General features: G+C 39.4%; 15 protein-coding genes. 7 read left to right on the top strand and 8 right to left on the bottom strand.

Going from position 1 to position 16,984, the window contains the following annotated elements; all coding sequences use genetic code 11:
• Window positions 1–28: 28 nt before the first annotated feature.
• The 3 genes from BUF13_RS13855 (at window position 29) to BUF13_RS13845 (ending at window position 2,587) form a co-directional block, all read left to right on the top strand.
• A complete protein-coding gene (locus tag BUF13_RS13855) occupies window positions 29–1,414 on the top strand; it encodes a sodium-dependent transporter (protein ID WP_073572383.1) in 1,386 nt (461 codons plus the stop codon).
• A 123-nt stretch (window positions 1,415–1,537) separates the two neighbouring features.
• The gene (locus BUF13_RS13850) at window positions 1,538–1,909 is read left to right on the top strand and encodes a response regulator (RefSeq protein WP_073572382.1); all 372 of its coding nucleotides are present in this window, start codon (window positions 1,538–1,540) and stop codon (window positions 1,907–1,909) included.
• Window positions 1,910–1,987: 78 nt separating this feature from the next.
• Window positions 1,988–2,587 (top strand): porin family protein, encoded by a 600-nt coding sequence (locus BUF13_RS13845; protein ID WP_073572381.1) that lies wholly within the window; start codon window positions 1,988–1,990, stop codon window positions 2,585–2,587.
• 51 nt (window positions 2,588–2,638) lie between these two features.
• On the opposite strand, the gene BUF13_RS13840 is transcribed toward BUF13_RS13845, so the two are convergent.
• The 7 genes from BUF13_RS13840 to BUF13_RS13810 form a co-directional block, all read right to left on the bottom strand.
• A complete protein-coding gene (locus BUF13_RS13840; protein WP_073572380.1) occupies window positions 2,639–5,143 on the bottom strand; it encodes a WD40/YVTN/BNR-like repeat-containing protein in 2,505 nt (834 codons plus the stop codon).
• A gap of 93 nt (window positions 5,144–5,236) precedes the next feature.
• Window positions 5,237–6,394 (bottom strand): hypothetical protein, encoded by a 1,158-nt coding sequence (locus BUF13_RS13835; RefSeq protein ID WP_073572379.1) that lies wholly within the window; start codon window positions 6,392–6,394, stop codon window positions 5,237–5,239.
• Window positions 6,391–7,530 (bottom strand): hypothetical protein, encoded by a 1,140-nt coding sequence (locus BUF13_RS13830; RefSeq protein ID WP_073572378.1) that lies wholly within the window; start codon window positions 7,528–7,530, stop codon window positions 6,391–6,393. Before BUF13_RS13830 ends, BUF13_RS13835 begins: the two co-directional genes overlap by 4 nt.
• Window positions 7,527–8,714, bottom strand: coding sequence for a hypothetical protein (locus BUF13_RS13825; RefSeq protein WP_073572377.1), 1,188 nt, complete (start codon window positions 8,712–8,714; stop codon window positions 7,527–7,529). The genes BUF13_RS13830 and BUF13_RS13825 overlap by 4 nt, the downstream gene beginning before the upstream one ends.
• 90 nt (window positions 8,715–8,804) lie before the next feature.
• Complete coding sequence (locus BUF13_RS13820; protein WP_073572376.1) at window positions 8,805–9,515, bottom strand: gluconate 2-dehydrogenase subunit 3 family protein; 711 nt, start codon at window positions 9,513–9,515, stop codon at window positions 8,805–8,807.
• Between the two features lie 3 nt (window positions 9,516–9,518).
• Window positions 9,519–11,264 carry a GMC family oxidoreductase gene (locus BUF13_RS13815; protein WP_073572375.1) on the bottom strand — a complete coding sequence of 582 codons (1,746 nt, stop codon included), beginning with the start codon at window positions 11,262–11,264 and terminating at the stop codon, window positions 9,519–9,521.
• A 184-nt stretch (window positions 11,265–11,448) separates the two neighbouring features.
• Window positions 11,449–12,495, bottom strand: coding sequence for a sugar-transfer associated ATP-grasp domain-containing protein (locus tag BUF13_RS13810; protein WP_073572374.1), 1,047 nt, complete (start codon window positions 12,493–12,495; stop codon window positions 11,449–11,451).
• A gap of 127 nt (window positions 12,496–12,622) precedes the next feature.
• On the opposite strand from BUF13_RS13810, the gene BUF13_RS13805 reads away from it, so the two are divergent.
• Genes BUF13_RS13805 through BUF13_RS13790 form a run of 4 tightly spaced genes read left to right on the top strand, consistent with a single transcriptional unit; the run spans window position 12,623 to window position 16,136 of the window.
• Window positions 12,623–13,486 carry a beta-keto acid cleavage family enzyme gene (locus BUF13_RS13805; RefSeq protein ID WP_073572373.1) on the top strand — a complete coding sequence of 288 codons (864 nt, stop codon included), beginning with the start codon at window positions 12,623–12,625 and terminating at the stop codon, window positions 13,484–13,486.
• Window positions 13,487–13,494: 8 nt separating this feature from the next.
• Window positions 13,495–14,343, top strand: coding sequence for a glycosyltransferase family 2 protein (locus BUF13_RS13800; protein WP_073572372.1), 849 nt, complete (start codon window positions 13,495–13,497; stop codon window positions 14,341–14,343).
• Between the two features lie 31 nt (window positions 14,344–14,374).
• Complete coding sequence (locus BUF13_RS13795; protein ID WP_073572371.1) at window positions 14,375–15,070, top strand: LbetaH domain-containing protein; 696 nt, start codon at window positions 14,375–14,377, stop codon at window positions 15,068–15,070.
• Window position 15,071: 1 nt separating this feature from the next.
• A complete protein-coding gene (locus tag BUF13_RS13790; protein ID WP_073572370.1) occupies window positions 15,072–16,136 on the top strand; it encodes an ATP-grasp domain-containing protein in 1,065 nt (354 codons plus the stop codon).
• Here the strand turns inward: BUF13_RS13790 and BUF13_RS13785 are convergent.
• Complete coding sequence (locus BUF13_RS13785) at window positions 16,097–16,780, bottom strand: arylesterase (RefSeq protein WP_073572369.1); 684 nt, start codon at window positions 16,778–16,780, stop codon at window positions 16,097–16,099. The two genes, BUF13_RS13790 and BUF13_RS13785, sit on opposite strands and share 40 nt — an antisense overlap.
• Window positions 16,781–16,984: the final 204 nt, after the last annotated feature.

The following is a 16,984-nucleotide window of genomic DNA, read 5'->3' as shown; positions in this document are numbered from 1 at the left end:
CCCTTTAATTTAACTTTAGCATCAATTTATGGCAGTAAATGCAAACACCGAAGAGAGAGGACAGTTCGGTTCTAGTCTAGGTTTTATCATGGCCGCGGCAGGGTCCGCAGTAGGACTAGGTAATATTTGGAGATTTCCTTATTTGACCGCTGAAAATGGAGGGGGAGCTTTCGTTTTTGTTTATTTGATTTGCGTTTTATTTATCGCGCTTCCACTATTGCTTAATGAGATTGCCCTGGGTAGAAGATCTAGGAAAAACCCAATTGGTGCAGTTAGAGAAACTGGAGGAAATAAATTCTGGCAATTAGCAGGCGTACTTTGTGTATTGGTCTGCTTTTTTGTTTTTAGCTACTATTCAGTGATTGCTGGATGGACAGTTGGTTACATCGTGACTGAAATTATCAACATTCCTGTTGATTTCTCTGAGTTCGTTCAGACTCCACTTTATGTAATTCCTTTGACCTTCTTATTCATTCTATTCACGATTTTGATCGTATTGGGTGGTGTATCAGGTGGTATCGAAAAGGCAGCTAAATTCTTGATGCCAGTTCTATTCTTGATTATCATCTTTATTGCAGGTAGATCAGTGACTTTGGAAGGTGCAGAAGCAGGTATCCAGTATTATTTGAACCCTGATTTCTCTAAAATCAATGGTACAGTTGTTCTACAGGCACTTGGACAAGCATTTTTCTCCATGTCAGTAGGATGGGGTTTGATGATCACATTCGGCTCTTATTTGCCTAAAGAATCCAATATCATTCAGTCCGCAGGATGGATTGCAGGGATGGATACCATGGTTGCCCTTTTGGGTGGTTTGATGGTGTTCCCGGCTTTATTTGCTCTTCTTTCTCCAGATTACTTGACTGATGGACCAAGCTTGGTATTTAATGTTCTTCCAAAAGTATTTGCTGAAATGCCAGGTGGTCATATCATCGGGGCATTGTTCTTCCTATTGTTGATGGTGGCTGCATTGACTTCCACCATTTCTATGTTGGAGGTTCCTGTTTCTTATTTGATCGATGATAGAAAATGGAATAGAAAGAAAGCTACTTGGGTGGTTGGTATTGCAGCGATGATTTTGTCTGTTCCTTCAGCTCTTTCCAATATTGAAGGAAACTTCTTCGCAAATATTGAATTCACATTCCTTAGCAATCCAGTTCAAGGGTTCTTCGGAGCAATGGACTTTATCTTCGGTACATTCGCAGTAATCGTGATCTGTTTGATGCTTTCACTTTATACAGGTTGGGCACAAAAAATCTCTGACTATGCTACTGAATTGAGTTATGGAGCTCCTGGCTTTAAAGGACCTTACAAAGCTGCATGGATGTTCTTCATTAAGTGGGTTTGCCCAATTGTGATTATTCTTTTGATTTTGAATATGGTTGGGATCTTTGGAGCTCCGCAAGCAGCTTAATAAATCCATCATAAAAGATATTTTAAAGGGAAGTCGTGAGGCTTCCCTTTTTTTGAATAAAATTTATCCAAAAAGCACAAAAAGTGGTTTAAACTCAATATATTAAGGGATATAATTCATGGTATGAGAATACTTGTTGTAGATGACGATGCTGTCCACTTATTGATCTTAAGGAAGATATTTGAGAAATCCGATGATACGGTGGTTGTTGCGCATAACGGAAAAGAAGCTCTTCAAGAGCTAGAAAGAGACCCAGGGTTCAATGTAATTTTGACAGATATCATGATGCCTGAAATGGACGGGGTGGAGCTTTTAGGAAAAGTAAAATCCAACTTAAAAACCATGGGAATTCCTGTTATTGGGTTTACAGCAGGAGATGTAGAGTATTTTCGAAAAAAATCTCAAGTTCCATTTGATTCATTAGTGCCAAAGCCAATGGACTTTTGGGCGCTCCATGACTTGGCTAAAAAGAAAGCAATAGCTCTTTTGAATTGATTTTTGAGTTGGTGGCAAGGGATTTGCTAATTTTTTAGAAACGTATTCGTTACTATTTTCTAACCAACTATATTTTCCATGAAAAAACTTTCACTGATTATCCTCGCCCTTTGCCTGAGTATTCCTGTTTTCTCCCAAAATGGGATTGGAATCAAAGCAGGTTTAAGCAGTTCCAAACTGGATTTTAAAAATGATGACTTTGTTCCTGCTGATGCCCAAACAGGGTACCATGTAGGCCTTTTTGGACGCTTTGGGGCTGCAGGCTTTTTTGTTCAACCAGAGGTTTTGTTTACTCAGACCAAAGGTGAATTTGCATATGTTCCGGGAGGAGTTTCTGGTGGTTCTGCTCCAGAGGATTATAAAGCGACATTCAATCGTCTAGATATTCCCGTAATGGTAGGTTTTAGGCTTTTAAGAGTAGTTAGATTGATGGCTGGTCCGATTGCCAGTGTAAATATCAATTCGAAGCTGGATGAAGCTCCAGATACAGTTAGCGATGCAGACTTCAGTGGTGCCACCTTTGGTTACCAGGCTGGTTTAGGTATTGACATAGGAAACCTTTCCATTGAAGGCAAGTATGAAGGAGGGCTAAGCAAACTGACTGAAAATGTAGGATCATATGACACCGATAACAGAATGAATCAATGGGTTCTTTCACTTGGATTCAGGATCTTTTAAAAACGTATTTTAATGAGAAAAGGCTGTCAATTTTGACAGCCTTTTCTTTTATCAATTCATTACTTTTTGGTCCGGTTTGGCTAAATCATGGAGTTGCTCCAATTCAACTACATAAACGCTTCTTCCATGTGTTCCGATGACTAAGTCATTTTCTCTTTCCTGGATGACCATGTCATAAATGGCCACATTCGGGATTTCTCCTTGGAATAGGTTCCAGTTGTTTCCTCCGTCCATCGTCACGTAAAGACCATGATCAGTGCCTAAATAGAGTATGTTTGGATTGGTGTGATCCTCCAAAATAATATTGGTGGATTCCTCAGGCATATTTCCGTTGATGGCGTTCCAGGTTTTTCCATAATCTGAGCTTTTGAAAACATAGGTCTTGAACTCGTCATATCTATACCCATTTAGGGTAATATAAACCACACCTTCCACATGTTTGGATGGAGCAATAGAACTCACCCAACGATCTTCCGGAAGCCCTGCATTCAAAGATTCCCAGTTGCCTCCATTGTTACGAGTGATCCAGACATTTCCATCATCCGAACCTGCATATAGGGTCCCGAATTCAAATGGAGATTCTTCTACTACTGACAAAGTAGCAAAAGGCACATTTCCACTTTTCTCATTTTTGGTCAAATCAGGAGAGATAGTTGTCCACGTTCTTCCTTGATCCAAACTCTGATAAACATATTGAGATCCCATGTAGATGATGTCCTGATTGTGATGACTCAAACGGGCTGGAGTTCTCCAGTTCCAACGATTTGGAGTGTTTCCTATATCATGCCCTGGAGTGATTCTCCTTCGATCTCCACTGGTCTTGTCAATTCTGAAGTAAGTGCCAAATTGGAATCCTGTGTATACAATGTTATTGTCTCGGGTGTCAACAGCGACTACCATTCCATCTCCCCCCATCAACGATTCCCAAGGGTCTTCAGGAGAATTGGCAGAACTACCAAACCAAACTCCATTGTCCTGCATTCCTCCGTAAATATTGTAAGGAGCGGCATTGTCAGTGATAATAGAGTAGAACTGAGATATCGGCATTTGGGTATTCAAATGATCCCATTTAGCTCCGCCTCCATAGCTTCTGTAAAGACCTCCATCATTTCCCAAAAGAATATGTTTTCCATCCTTTGGATTGATCCACATAGATTGATGATCAGAGTGTGGGCGGCCAACTGAGTCGGTTCTGGAGAAGTTTTTACCTCCATCCCGTGAAACCAACAAAGGAACACCTAAAACGAAAATCTCATCTTCATCTTGGGTATTTACTCTGATTTCCCCAAAATAGTATCCGTAGGTATTGTAAAGCCTACTGATATCAGATTCAGAAACCTTTATCCATGATTTCCCGGCATCTTCTGAGCGATAAACTTCCGCTCCGACTACTGACCCATTGTAAAGAGCCTCGTTGGCACTTTCAAGATCACCATTGTAATTGGCGATTTGCGTGGTGTTGATTTTACCAGTTTTGAGCTGTCTTTTGATTTCGGCGGCGGTGTATTTGCTGGCAAACTGATTTCTTCTCAAAAATGAATTCAGGCGCTCATCTTCCAGTCCCATCGCATCTTCAACAGTGAGATCTTTGAAATCCTCAAACTTCAACGGGTTTTCTTCCTGTGGACCTCTTCTTCTAAATCCTGAAGAAGATCCTTCGCTCGGCTTCTGACTATCATGAAGCGCATAGACTACATTAGGGTTGCTTTGTGCAAAATCAAAACCGATTCTTCCTACAAATTCATCCTGCGGGAAACCTGTTACAGCTTTTTTCCAGGTTTTTCCTCCATCCTCTGATCTCCAGATGGCTGAACCTTCTCCATTGCCGATGAAATCATGAGCTTGACGGAATCTTTCCCAAGTCGCAGCTACCAAGATGTCTGGATTTTCTGGATGGATTTTAATGTCGATTACTCCAGTATTGTCGTCGACATACAGGACTTTTTTCCAAGACTTGCCTCCATCTGTAGTCATGAACAAACCTCTTTCCTTGTTTTTGGAATAGAGTCCACCCATCGCTCCAACCCATACGATATCAGGATTAGTTGGGTGGATTTGAATCTGGCCTATATGATGGGTGTAAGGAAGTCCCATGAATTCCCAGGTCTTGCCTGCATCCGTGGATTTGTATACTCCAGAACCTGCATAGGTAGAGCGGCTGGAGTTGTTTTCTCCAGTTCCTACCCAAAGGACATTGTTATCGGAAGGGGAAAGCGCCATGTCTCCGATTCCCAAAGCGCTTTGGCCATCAAAAATGGGAGAAAAGGATTGGCCATTGTCCTCGGTTTTCCATACTCCGCCTGATGCGGCAGCTATGTAAAATGTATTGGGGTTTTGGGCAACTTCTATGTCTACAATTCTTCCAGACATATTGGTTGGTCCAACGTTTTTGGCCTTAAAATCTTTCAAAGGGCTTGAGTTAAGGAGCTGTTTGTGTTTTTCAACAGACTCCAACAAACCTTTTTCAGTGGTGGCTTTGATATTTTGGGCTTGTAGGCTTCCGATGGAAAGAATTCCTGCCGCTGCCAAAATCAGGTAGGTAGATGATTTTTTCATTCAATTTGTGATGTGATGACTAGGGAAGATAAACAAAAGCGGGCAAATCTGGATAGACATGCCCGCTCAGTGGAAAGGGGTAAAGAAGAATGGTTAATTTGCTGGGACAATCCGGGTTTTGTAGATCACAGAGTAGTCATTTTCGGCTTGCTCAAAATTGAGTGAAAACCAGATTTCATCTTTGGAAACAAACTTGCCCATATTTCCAAGTATCTCAGGTTTTTCAATAATTGGACTTAATGATTCTCCTTTTAGAATTCTGTAACCAACCGTGTTATACTTTTCTGCCAAAGTAAAGATTTGATTGAAATCTGTGCCTGCCTCGGAAATCACCTCGTTTGCTTTTTCATCGGTTAATCCTGAAGAATAATAAATCAGGATTTCTCCATCTTCAATTGGGTCGATACTATTGAAGGATCCCAATAAGAAATCTCTCATATCAAAGCTTCCTGGCTCCACTTCCTTGGACATATCTCTTTCTTCGAATGCTCCAATTGGAAGTTTGAAAGACCTTGCGGGTGTTTCAAGATTATCAAGAGAAAAAGCATAGAACGTAGGGTCATTTCTAAATAGAAAATAGAGTGAATCCCCTTTTACTGTGAAGACAGGGTGATAATCAAAACCCTGAAAATTTGCTTCAGAGCCTAAATATTTAGAACCTTTTGGAAAAGGAATGATTGGGTGGTACTCTCCTGTATTAATATCTATTCTTTCCAAATTTCTTGCAGAGTCCAAATTCCCATTATCTGCATACCTTCCTTGTAATTTGAGAAACACTTGATTGCCGGCTTGTTGGATAGATGTTGAAAATGAAACCACCAGATTGGCAAATGGAGAAAATTCAGGTTTGAAGTTTTCAATTTTCTCTCCATCGAGTGAATAAATAGAAAAGCCTTGAGTTGTAGGGACTAAATAGGAGGAATTATCTCTAAATAAAAACCTGCCGCTTTTATTGCCTACATAGTCATTGGGGCCATCCCCAGTACGGTTGTATTGATGGAGAATGCTCCCTTCAGAGTCAGTTATAAGGATGTCTCCAGAATTTTGATCTGACAGCAGGTAATTATTGCCATTTGGACTGATGTCCATCAAAACCAAGTTACCGATATGATCTATAATAAGGGAATCATAAATTTCAAACTTGAGATTTTGCTCAGAAAGGGGAGTGGCAGGTTTTTCTTGTTTGGAATCCGATTTTCCACAGGAGAAAAGTGCCAGACTGCAAAGTATTAGGCCAAAGTAGTTTTTCATTTCTGTACTAGTTTCAGTTTGTAAAAAGTGATATAATCTTGTTCCTCACCGATATAATCGTCGTTTCGGAGCGCGAAGAAAGGTTTGATCGGATCCTCTATAGCAAAAATGCTCTTAACTTTTTTAGGAATTGGGATCTCGTTTGACCAGCCTTTTTCTTCATCATAAATCTTGAAATAGGATTGATTTAGGACTGTCAGTTTTGGGAAGTCGTCAGGGAAATTGAATTGGTTTGCAGTAAAAACTTCCTCCGAAATTCCTTCTGAATAGTGCACTACAATATATTTTTGATCAGCAAATACTCCAAAAATATTTCCCTCTACCAGTTTTTCATAACCATAGTTTTCTGTAATATCTTTCAGCTTTGGAGCTTCGATAAATCTAGTCGGGTTAACGTCTATAGTTTCGGTGTGCTTAGCGGAATCTAATAGGTTAAACTTGTGTATTTTGGGTTCATTGCTGAAATACAGCAGTAAGTTATCGCCCGATAGCGTAAATGAAATGGCAGGTCTTTCATAAAGCGAGCTTGTACTGAATTTAGATGTATTAGGAGTACGAATTATGGGACTACTTTTTCCTGTGGCAGGATTTAGCTTTTCCAGCAAAAAGCTTTCACTTAGGTAAGTTTCTGTGTAGGGGCTTTCTTCATTTCTACCTGGAAAGTGAAATATGATGTTGTCTTGCCAAAACTCAAATGATTTCTCGTCCATTAAGCCACCAAACGATTGGGATGGAAAGGGCATGTCAATGTTTCTTTTGACTGAAAGGTCTTCATTTAATTCTAAGTAGGGGCCTCTATAGTGACCGATGTAGGGATTTCCGTAAGGATCAAATTTGACCGTGGAAACATACGAGATTGAATTTGGGCCAATCTTAGGGTAAGTATGGGTGGCCAGCATTTGCCCTTCATAATTGATTTTGACTAAAGTATTGGCTGTGATGTCGTAGAGTAAACCAAATCCTCCTTTAAAATCTCCAGTTGATATATTACCCAAATAATCCACCTGAATCGAATCCAAAATCACCAGTTCCCATTCATTGGAAAGTTCTTCAGGGTTTTCGTTTTTGGTTTCAGAAGTGGTGCAGGAGAAAAAGAATAAAATGAAATTGGCTGCTAAAAAATGGGTGGTCTTCATTCTTGTGTCAATTTGTATTTATAAACTCTTAAAAAATCTTCCTCGACATCTGGATCTGGCTTTTTCTGGAAGTAGATGAATTTATCATCTGCCAAAAGCCCTCCTGTATTAGCTTTCTCAGGGTAACTAAGCCTACCTAAAAATTCCAATGAAGTTTCATCAAAAACAATAATTCCAGGAGGGGTTTCTCTATTCAGTTTCTCATAAATTGCCTGCGATTCCTTTTCTTTTCCTTCTGACCATAATTTATTAGCCTCCTCCATTAATTTAGGATCCATGCCAGGGAAATACGAAATCAGGATTAACCCATTTTGTATAAAGATATTTCTGATAGCGGCAGTACCTCCGTGGAATGAATAAGATCCCTCTGAAAGTTCTTGTCGCTCGACTCCTTCGATTGGAAATAATCCGGGGATATCCAATGAAAGTGCAGTGTCCAGACTTGTCATGCTTGGGGAAAAATCATAAATCCACAGTTTGGGTTCTCCTCCATGGGAAAGGTATAATTTACTTTTATTCTCTGCATAAGAAGGGAAATAATCGCTTTGAATAAATCCTTTTCCATTTAAAAATAGACTTCCTTCTTCAAAAGGACCAAAATCCTGAGCCTCACCAGTTTCTAGATTGATCAATTCCAGTGCCTTGTAAGTGTCGTAAAATTCTTGCGCTCCGGCAAAAGTACCCCGAGTCCGGACAGAGTTCATCAAGAGATAGGGGCTGCCATTGAGTTCTATTATTTTTGAAGTCTTTCCAGTTCTGGAGGCAAAGACTGCTCTCCCCATATCTTCGGGATGTTTGATTTTTTTGAGCATTTCACCTTTTTGGGTATAGATGAAAATGCCATTCATTCCGACCTGAATCAATTTGTCTTTCCCATAAATCACTGGTAAATCAATCATAAAACCATAAGCATCTGGAGTGTCCCCTTGCTTGGAAAGTGTATCCAGGATTTCTCCAGATCCATCCGAGACAATTATTTTTTTAGAGGGATAATCGAAAAATGCCAGGCGAGTTCCTTCAGGATTACAAGATGCCAAAACGGGGGAGCCTAGAAAGTCAAGATCCAAAGAGTCGGCTAATTCCAGACTCAATGATAAATCAGCACTTGTTTCAGTCTTTTGATCTGAGGTGCCACAAGAAAACAGCAAAATAAGAAGTGTTGCTGCCCAAAAAGAGTGTCGCATTAAGAGTTAAATATCAGTTGGTTATCAAAAGATAGGGAACTAGCTGATACAATAAAAAAAACTCAGCCGAATTGACTGAGTTTTTGATGCTTATCCGATGATGTTGCCTTCGTCATCCCATTGAACGACATTGGCTCTATCCTCTGGTTTCAAATATAATTCTTTGTATTTCTCAGGATTTGAAAGTCCATGTTTGTCCAAGACTTCCTGAGGTACACCATCCCATACGTTAGGAGTATTCCCTCTATAGTCGATGTATTTCCAACCCGCTTGGGTAGAGAAATAACCGGAACAAACCATGTTTCTTACTAGGTTGAACCATTTTACAGCTCCTTCATATTCAGGAGTAGCTTTGTCAGGCCAAGCCACCAAGTCTACGATCTGCATTACCTGATCTTGTGATAGATCATTGAATAGCTTACCAAACTTCTCGTCGGCTTCAAAGTCCAACCACATCAGTCCACCTCTCATGCGAGTTTGGTTTCCTGGCTGGTCTACCATCATGAAGTCGATGAAGTCAGTAACTTTCAATTCAGAGGCAGCAGGAGATTCACTGTCTGCCGGGCAAATAATATCCCCTAGCGTATCCAGTTTCTTTCTTTCAGCCTCGGTGAAGAATTTCTCAGCAAGCAATTCTGCATCTCTGATTTTTTCCTCTTCAGTTCTATTTCCAGGAGTTCCTCCTGAAGCAAGCACCGGCTCATGCGCCAAAGTGGTTTGCTCAGGTTCGCATCCTGTCATCAACAAGCCCGCTCCAATTGAGCCTGTAAAGAGTAGTTTTAGATTTTCTCTTCTGTTCATGGCTTAGATGTTTTTTTGTTTCAATTGCTCAACAATGTAATCTGAAGTTCTCCAAGACAAGGCCAAGATCGTCCAAGTAGGGTTTTTATCTGCTTGAGAAACGAAAGAACCAGCATCTACAACAAATAGGTTCTTACAGTCGTGAGCCTGACAGTTGGAGTTCAAAACAGATCCTTTTGGACTGCTACCCATACGAGTAGTTCCCACTTCGTGGATAATTCGACCTGGTGCATGCAATCCATAATCTGATTCAGGCCCTGGTTTAGAACCCAATAGGATTGCTCCAGCATTTGTCAAGATCTCCTCGAAGGTATCATGCATGTGTTGCGCTTGCTTCAATTCCTGATCAGTCCAGTTATACTTGAATCTCAAAACTGGAATACCGTATTTATCGACAGTTCCGTTTGGATCGATCTCACAGTAGTTTTCGTAGCGAGGAACACTTTCCCCACGACCTGACATACCTAGAGTGGCTCCATATACCCGCTTGATGTCTTTTTTCAAGCCTTCGCCATATCCTCCGTTTGGACTTGGATTACCGAATTCATCCTTCAGATATTTTCTCATGGTATCCATGCCTCCGCCGGCACCATAAGATGGCTGGCCCATTCCACCCCAATACTCGATGTGGTATCCTCTGGCAAAGTCCAGTTTCTTATTATCCAACCACCAAGGAGTGTACATGTGCATGCCACCTACACCGTCCTCGTTGTATCTTTCTCTATCGAAAAGATCAGGCAAGATACCCATACGGTCAGCGCCTGTAGAATCATGAAGATATCTACCAAGAGCTCCAGAATCACCACCGATTCCATTTGGATGGGTTTTGGATTTAGAGTTCATCATGATCCGGGCAGACTCACAAGCAGAAGCTCCCAATACCACAACTCTAGATCTCAATTTGTACTCTTTCATATCCATTTTGGAAACGAAAGAAACACCAGTTGCCAAACCTTGCTCATCAGTGATCACTTTTCTCACCATAGAGTAAGTGTAAAGATCAACTTTACCCTTCTTCATAGCTGGATGCACCAAACAAGTACCTGCAGAGAAATCAGCATAGGCTTGACAAGCTCTATTACACTGAGCACAGAAGAAACAAGTTCCACGCTCATTGTTGATAGGTCTGGTCAACATAGAAAGACGACCAGGAATCATCGGCATGCCTGCTTTGTCAGCTCCCTTTTTCAAGAATAGCTCGTGTAGACGAGGCTTTGGAGGAGGAAGGAAGAAACCATCCGGCTCGTTGTAGATTCCTTCTTTGGAACCAAATACCCCGATCAACTTATCTACTTTATCATAGTAAGGCTTCAAGTCATCATAGCCTATTGGCCAGTCAGTACCCAAACCATCTATACTTGCTCTTTTGAAGTCATTAGGACCAAATCTAAGGGAGATTCTTCCCCAGTGATTGGTACGTCCACCGACCATTCTGGATCTGAACCAGTCAAATTTGGTTCCGTCTTTATGTGTGTATGGTTCTCCTTCGATATCCCAGCCACCGATAGCCTGATCAAAATCCCCGAAAGGTCTGATTCTGGTACCGGCACCCCTTCGAGGAGATTCCCATGGTGGTCTCAATTGCGTTCTGTCCTCGTCCTTAGCTGGGTCGAAGTCTCCGCCCGCCTCAACAACTGCTACAGAAAGGCCCGCTTCGGAAAGGATTTTGGAGGCCATCCCTCCGCCTGCTCCAGAACCTACGATGATGACATCATAGGAGTCAGGAGTTTCTTTTATCTGAAAACTCATTTCCAAAAATTTTTAATGAAGTCGAAAATTTAAGATAAAAAAAACCTGTATCGAAATTCGAATTATGCCAAAAGGGAAAAAATGATGATGTGGGGAAGTATGGAGTGCTAATTTAAAATGATTAAAAATTAGAAGCTGTATTTTACTGACACAGATTGAGTTTTAGTTATAAATTTATTCCTTTTCAAGCTTTTCTTTTTGGATTATATCCCTTAGAATAAATGAAATCTTTAAAGTCTTGATTAATCAGAGCTGGACCACTTACCTGCATTAGTTGTGCTTGGGGTTTTGAATTGATTTCGATGACTTTAAGTCCCTGTGTAGTAAATGCCAGATCTAGCCCGGCAAATTCAATAAAGTCCAAAGTGTCCACTATTTTTTGAATGTCTTCTTTAGTTTTTTTCCAGTTTGGGGCAGAAACTCCTTCAATTTTTGCTCCTGACTCCATGTGCTTATCATACCAGCCAATGAAGGAAGGGTTGACATAGGAACAAGCCTTGGAGAACCGACCAGTTTCTAAATCAATACTACATGCAAGCCCTCCTTGGGAAATGTTGTCAACAGATTTGGATAAGGAGCTTCCAAACCGATGAGCAATCATTAGAATCTCATTTTTCCCCAGTTTATTTTTGAAAAAAACCACTCGGAAGGTATTCAGTGATCCGGGATGAATAGCTTTGATGAAATCCTCATTTTCCAGGTAATTATTAATGACATAATTCCCTTTTTTAATTTTTTGGATTCCTTGATCGATATTTTCTTTATCAACAACCAAAATGTTGTTCCCTCCAAAATCCGACGTTGGTTTAATGATTATTTTCTTATGTTTTGAAAGGGCGTTATTTAATATTTTGTCAAGATTGTTTGATGAAGAATTGTCACCTCGTGTAAATTTGGGGTTTCCATTAGAAACGAATGCAAAAAACTCTGGTAGGAATTCGGGAATGGACTGTAGAATTATTGGTAAAAACGCCTTATTATCTATCAATTGGGATGTTACTCCATTTAAATGATTAAGAATTTTGTAATCTCTCTGATTTAGAAATGCGTCAAAGCCATGCTTTTCGAAATCATATATAATGGAATCGCTAGGATAAAACCCCTTATCAATAAGCTGCTTTTTTAGTTTCCCTTCAATATTTGAGTAATGATCCTTGAGGTGCCAATTTTTATAATGTTGGTGCTGATTCCAAGATTTAATAAATTTTCTAACCAATTTTTTAAGTGACATTTCTTAAGGCTGAAAAGTTTGTTTTATCTAGTTAAAATTACGTTTGTATATTGATTTTTGAATTTCATCATTAAATTTGATATTTATATAACAAAAATCAAAAGTTTTTTAACACTCCCGAAATATCATGAAAAGTAAGATTTTGGTGAATTTTTGTCCAACTGGAATGATTCCTCAAAAGAGCCAAACACCTTTTGTTCCAATCAGTCCTCAAGAAGTGATAGAGCAAACCCATGAAGCCTATGAGATAGGGATTACTATAGCTCATCTCCATGCGAGAAATGAAGATGGGGTTCCTACTTATAAACAATCTGTTTACCAGCAGATATTTGAAGGTGTACGTAAGTATTGTCCTGAATTGATTATTTGCGGGAGTACCTCTGGAAGAAATTTTCCGGAATTTGAGAAAAGATCTGCAGTAATTGAATTGAAGCCGGATATGTGTTCTTTAACACTTTCCTCCCTCAACTTTCTAAGACAGGCCTCAGTCAATGCGCCTGAAATGATAATTTCGCTAGCAGAAAAAATGAAATCCTATGGTGTGACGCCGGAGTTGGAAGCATTTGATCTTGGGATGATTAATTATGGAAACTATTTGATCAAAAAGAAAATAATCCAAGGTCCAGTTTATTGGAATTTGCTTTTTGGAAACATAGCCGGCTATCAGGCTAGTCCATCTCATATCGGTCAGGCTATCCAGGAAATATCTAAGGACAATTGGATCACTCTTGCTGGTCTAGGCGAATATCAATTGCCAGTAAATTCTATAGCGATTTCTCTTGGCTATGGAGTAAGGGTAGGTTTGGAAGACAATATTTACTGGGATTCCAAGAAAACAAGGCTTTGTTCTAATATAGAATTGGTGAAAAGAGTCCATGATTTGATTGAGATTAATGGGAAAGAATTCTTGAAACCAAAAGAAATGGGGCAAATGGGTTTTTATAACTCTAGTAGGATAACTTCGAAAGCTGAATTTTTTCAGTCAAATTAAATCTAAAAATGAAGGCCCAAGAAGGACAAAAATCAGATTTTTCAGAAGATCCTTTGGTCAGCGTTTGTGTTCCCGCATTTCAACATGAGGATTATATTGGCGAATGTCTAGAGAGCATTCTCGCTCAGAAAACAGCCTTTCCATTTGAGATCCTTATCGGTGAAGATGCAAGTACTGATGGTACGCGTGAAATAGCCAAGACCTTTGCTGATAAATACCCAGAAAAGATTCGACTTTTTTTAAGAAAAGAAGAGGAAAAAGCAATCATGTATGGAAGGAGGGCTGGCCGGTTCAACCATTTGGGTTTATACAGGGATGCAAAAGGAAAATATATATGTATTTGTGACGGAGATGATTATTGGATAGATCCATATAAACTCCAAAAGCAGGTAGATATAATGGAGAAAAACAAGGATTGCTCCATTTGTCTAACAAACACGGAAATTGATCGACAGCCTGGGAAAAAGCCTCCTGGGGTCCCAGATTCCTTTAAGATTTTTGTGAAAAGAGATCTAAAGAAAATATTTTATATGGGACATATATCCAGTTGGATGATTAGAAATAGTATGAGTGAATTACTAGAGAATCCAATTGTCAAAAAACCAATTCCCCTTGATCAGATTTTGTTCTCATTCTATAAGAAAAAAGGCTCCGTTATTTATCTTCCAGATACAACTAGCTTTTATCGATATAATCCGAATGGACTTTATTTAAGCAAATCCAAAAAGAAAAATCATAAGGCTTTGTATAGGAATAATTGGTTTTTATTTAGGTATATCCATCATGATCCGTTTTTATTTATTAGATCAATAGCTTATTCCATGAAGAGGTATTACTCCAATTTTATAGTAAGATGAGCAAGTACATTTCTTTCAACTATATAAACCTATGAATGAAAATAAAATGATATTAGTGGGTCATAGTGACGGTGGTGTAGCTGTGGCAATGGATTTGGCTTCCGAACTATTGGGGATTAATCAATACGATATTGTAAAGAATGTGGATCGACCTAATTGTATTATATCGGATAGATATTCCGCAACACATTTTTTCGAGAATGAATACGATTTTAATGAAAATATTGCTTTGCCTGTCCAGTTTGGCGTTCATCATTCCAATGTGAAATATCTGCTTTATCATTTTTTCAAGAATAAACATGGAGTTTCTCAAAGTCGATATGTGGATGTGATCCATCCTCAAACCTACTTTGGCCCAAGTTCAGAACAGGCTGGTGGAATCTTGATAGAGCCGATGGCTTTAGTTTCTTCCATGTGCCAATTGGGCTTTGGAATTACGATCAAAAGGTCTGCATCCGTAGGTCATCATGCTGTTTTAGGGGATTTTGTCAATATTAATCCCGGAGCTGTTTTGTCCGGATTTGTGAATATCGGTGAAGGAACAGAAATAGGAACTGGGGTAAGTGTTTCAAATAATGTGACTATTGGTAAGAGATGCCTCATTGGGGCAGGAAGCGTAGTTACTAGGGACATTCCTGATGGAGTAATCGCTTATGGGAACCCATGTAAGGTTATTCGTGAAAATGAAAGATGGAAAGGAATAGAGCTTGAACCTGATTTTAAATAGGATGAATGTTCTTTTAACAAGTGTAGGAAGACGAAATTATCTGATAGACTATTTTAAGGAAGCTGTTTCGCCTTATGGAGGAAAAGTCTATGCTGTCAATAGTCATTCTAATTCTCCTGCCTTATATGTGGCTGATGCTATGGAAATAGCCCCTCCGATTATTTCCCAGGATTATATTCCTTTTCTTAAGCAGTTTTGTTTGGAAAATGGTATTCAATTGATTGTTCCTCTTCTTGATTTGGAACTACCTGTTTTGGCAAAGGAAAAGGAGGAGTTTTTGGAATTGGGTATCCATGTTTTAGTGCCTAGCTTAGATTTGGCTCTTCTTTCCAACGATAAGTTCAAAACTTATCAGTTTCTGAAAGAAAATGGATTTCAGACAGTTCCTGTGTTTTTGTCTCTGGACCAATTTCATTCGGCAAAATCAGCAGGCTTAATTGATTTTCCTGTGGTATTAAAACCAAGATGGGGGATGGGCTCTGTGGGAGTTTATGTTGCCGAAAATGATGAAGAGCTTACTTTTTATTATAAAAAACTCAGAAAGGAAGTCGAAAGCTCAATTTTAAAATTTGAGAGTAGTCAGGATTTTGAAGGGGCGATTTTGATCATGGAAAAATTGTCTGGGGAAGAATATATGCTGGATATTATCAATGATCTTGATGGGAATCATCAAATAACTGTGGTCAATAGAAAAATCTTTCGAAAAGGAGGAGAGACTGAAGGTGCAGAAACTATTGATAAGCCTGAATTAAGTGAGTTAGGTTTAAAAATAGCAACCTTGACCAAGCACCCTTTGGTATTGGATGCAGATGTCTTTGTCAATGAAAAAGGCTGCTTTATTCTAGAATTTAATCCAAGGTTTAGCGGGGGATACCCATTTTCTCACCTATCAGGAGTTCAACTGCCTAAAGCATTAATCAGGTGGGTCAAAAGAGAACCTTTTGATCCATCCGAATATTTATCTCCTGCTTTTGGGACTGTTTCTCTAAAAGGGATATCAATGATATCTACAAACCAAAAGAAAACTCAAAGATTGGATTCAATAAAAGGCCAAACAGTTTTGTAGACAATTTTATGTCCTTCTTCTGTAGGATGGATGCCATCGGGCAAGTTTAATTCAGGATCTCCAGCTACTCCTTCCAATAAAAAAGGAATCAAAGTCACGTCTTTTTCTTGTGCCACTACGGGATAAATTTCCTTGAACTCATCAGTATATTCCTGTCCCATATTAGGTGGGATTTGCATTCCTGCCAAGATGATTTTGGTTCCAGGGAATTTGCCTTTCACCTTATCTATGATTTTCTCCAGATTACTTTTGGTTTCACTCAATTGGATACCACGAAGCCCATCATTTCCGCCCAATTCCAGTATGAAGATTTCTGGCTGATCTTCCAAAAACCAATCCAATCGGCTCAGACCTCCTGCGGTAGTTTCTCCGCTCAATCCTCCATTGATTACTCTATAATTCAATCCTAGACTGTCGATTTTGTCCTGAACCAAGCCTGAAAAGGAATCATCCTGATCAATTCCATAGCCTGCTGTTAGACTATTCCCAAAGAAAAGTATGGTTTTCATCTCAGGTTCTTGAGCCCCTGGTTGATCCGCTGAAGCAGTTTGTACTGTTTCTGCTTTTTTGGATTCAGAGCAGGAAAAAGAAGCAAGGCCTAAAGAAATGAGGCAAAAGGAAAGTATGGTTCTGGAAATATTCATAGTTCAAATTTCTATTCCTATTTAATGGATTTCAAGTAAAAAAGTTCGAATTCTTTCAGAAATCAAAGGAAAGGAGCAGAATCTCAAAATCATCCTGTAGATTGAATTTTTATCAGTGGGCAAGGGGAAATGAAGATTTCGTCCTATTTTCGGTTCAATTGATTCGATTTTAACCAATTGGATTCTATTTCTAACCCTGTCCGA

Origin of the sequence: Algoriphagus zhangzhouensis (assembly GCF_900148515.1) — a bacterium.
Classification (GTDB): Bacteria; Bacteroidota; Bacteroidia; order Cytophagales; family Cyclobacteriaceae; genus Algoriphagus; species Algoriphagus zhangzhouensis.
The sequence above is the reverse complement of the archived record's forward strand: the minus strand, read 5'-3'. Positions and strand labels throughout refer to the sequence as shown.

What these genes read in the sequence shown, in the direction of transcription:
- BUF13_RS13855 (WP_073572383.1), top strand. Translation starts at nt 29, where the DNA reads ATGGCAGTAAATGCAAACACCGAAGAGAGAGGACAGTTCGGTTCTAGT.
- BUF13_RS13850 (WP_073572382.1), top strand. Translation starts at nt 1,538, where the DNA reads ATGAGAATACTTGTTGTAGATGACGATGCTGTCCACTTATTGATCTTA.
- BUF13_RS13845 (WP_073572381.1), top strand. Translation starts at nt 1,988, where the DNA reads ATGAAAAAACTTTCACTGATTATCCTCGCCCTTTGCCTGAGTATTCCT.
- BUF13_RS13840 (WP_073572380.1), bottom strand. Translation starts at nt 5,143, where the DNA reads ATGAAAAAATCATCTACCTACCTGATTTTGGCAGCGGCAGGAATTCTT.
- BUF13_RS13835 (WP_073572379.1), bottom strand. Translation starts at nt 6,394, where the DNA reads ATGAAAAACTACTTTGGCCTAATACTTTGCAGTCTGGCACTTTTCTCC.
- BUF13_RS13830 (WP_073572378.1), bottom strand. Translation starts at nt 7,530, where the DNA reads ATGAAGACCACCCATTTTTTAGCAGCCAATTTCATTTTATTCTTTTTC.
- BUF13_RS13825 (WP_073572377.1), bottom strand. Translation starts at nt 8,714, where the DNA reads ATGCGACACTCTTTTTGGGCAGCAACACTTCTTATTTTGCTGTTTTCT.
- BUF13_RS13820 (WP_073572376.1), bottom strand. Translation starts at nt 9,515, where the DNA reads ATGAACAGAAGAGAAAATCTAAAACTACTCTTTACAGGCTCAATTGGA.
- BUF13_RS13815 (WP_073572375.1), bottom strand. Translation starts at nt 11,264, where the DNA reads ATGAGTTTTCAGATAAAAGAAACTCCTGACTCCTATGATGTCATCATC.
- BUF13_RS13810 (WP_073572374.1), bottom strand. Translation starts at nt 12,495, where the DNA reads ATGTCACTTAAAAAATTGGTTAGAAAATTTATTAAATCTTGGAATCAG.
- BUF13_RS13805 (WP_073572373.1), top strand. Translation starts at nt 12,623, where the DNA reads ATGAAAAGTAAGATTTTGGTGAATTTTTGTCCAACTGGAATGATTCCT.
- BUF13_RS13800 (WP_073572372.1), top strand. Translation starts at nt 13,495, where the DNA reads ATGAAGGCCCAAGAAGGACAAAAATCAGATTTTTCAGAAGATCCTTTG.
- BUF13_RS13795 (WP_073572371.1), top strand. Translation starts at nt 14,375, where the DNA reads ATGAATGAAAATAAAATGATATTAGTGGGTCATAGTGACGGTGGTGTA.
- BUF13_RS13790 (WP_073572370.1), top strand. Translation starts at nt 15,072, where the DNA reads ATGAATGTTCTTTTAACAAGTGTAGGAAGACGAAATTATCTGATAGAC.
- BUF13_RS13785 (WP_073572369.1), bottom strand. Translation starts at nt 16,780, where the DNA reads ATGAATATTTCCAGAACCATACTTTCCTTTTGCCTCATTTCTTTAGGC.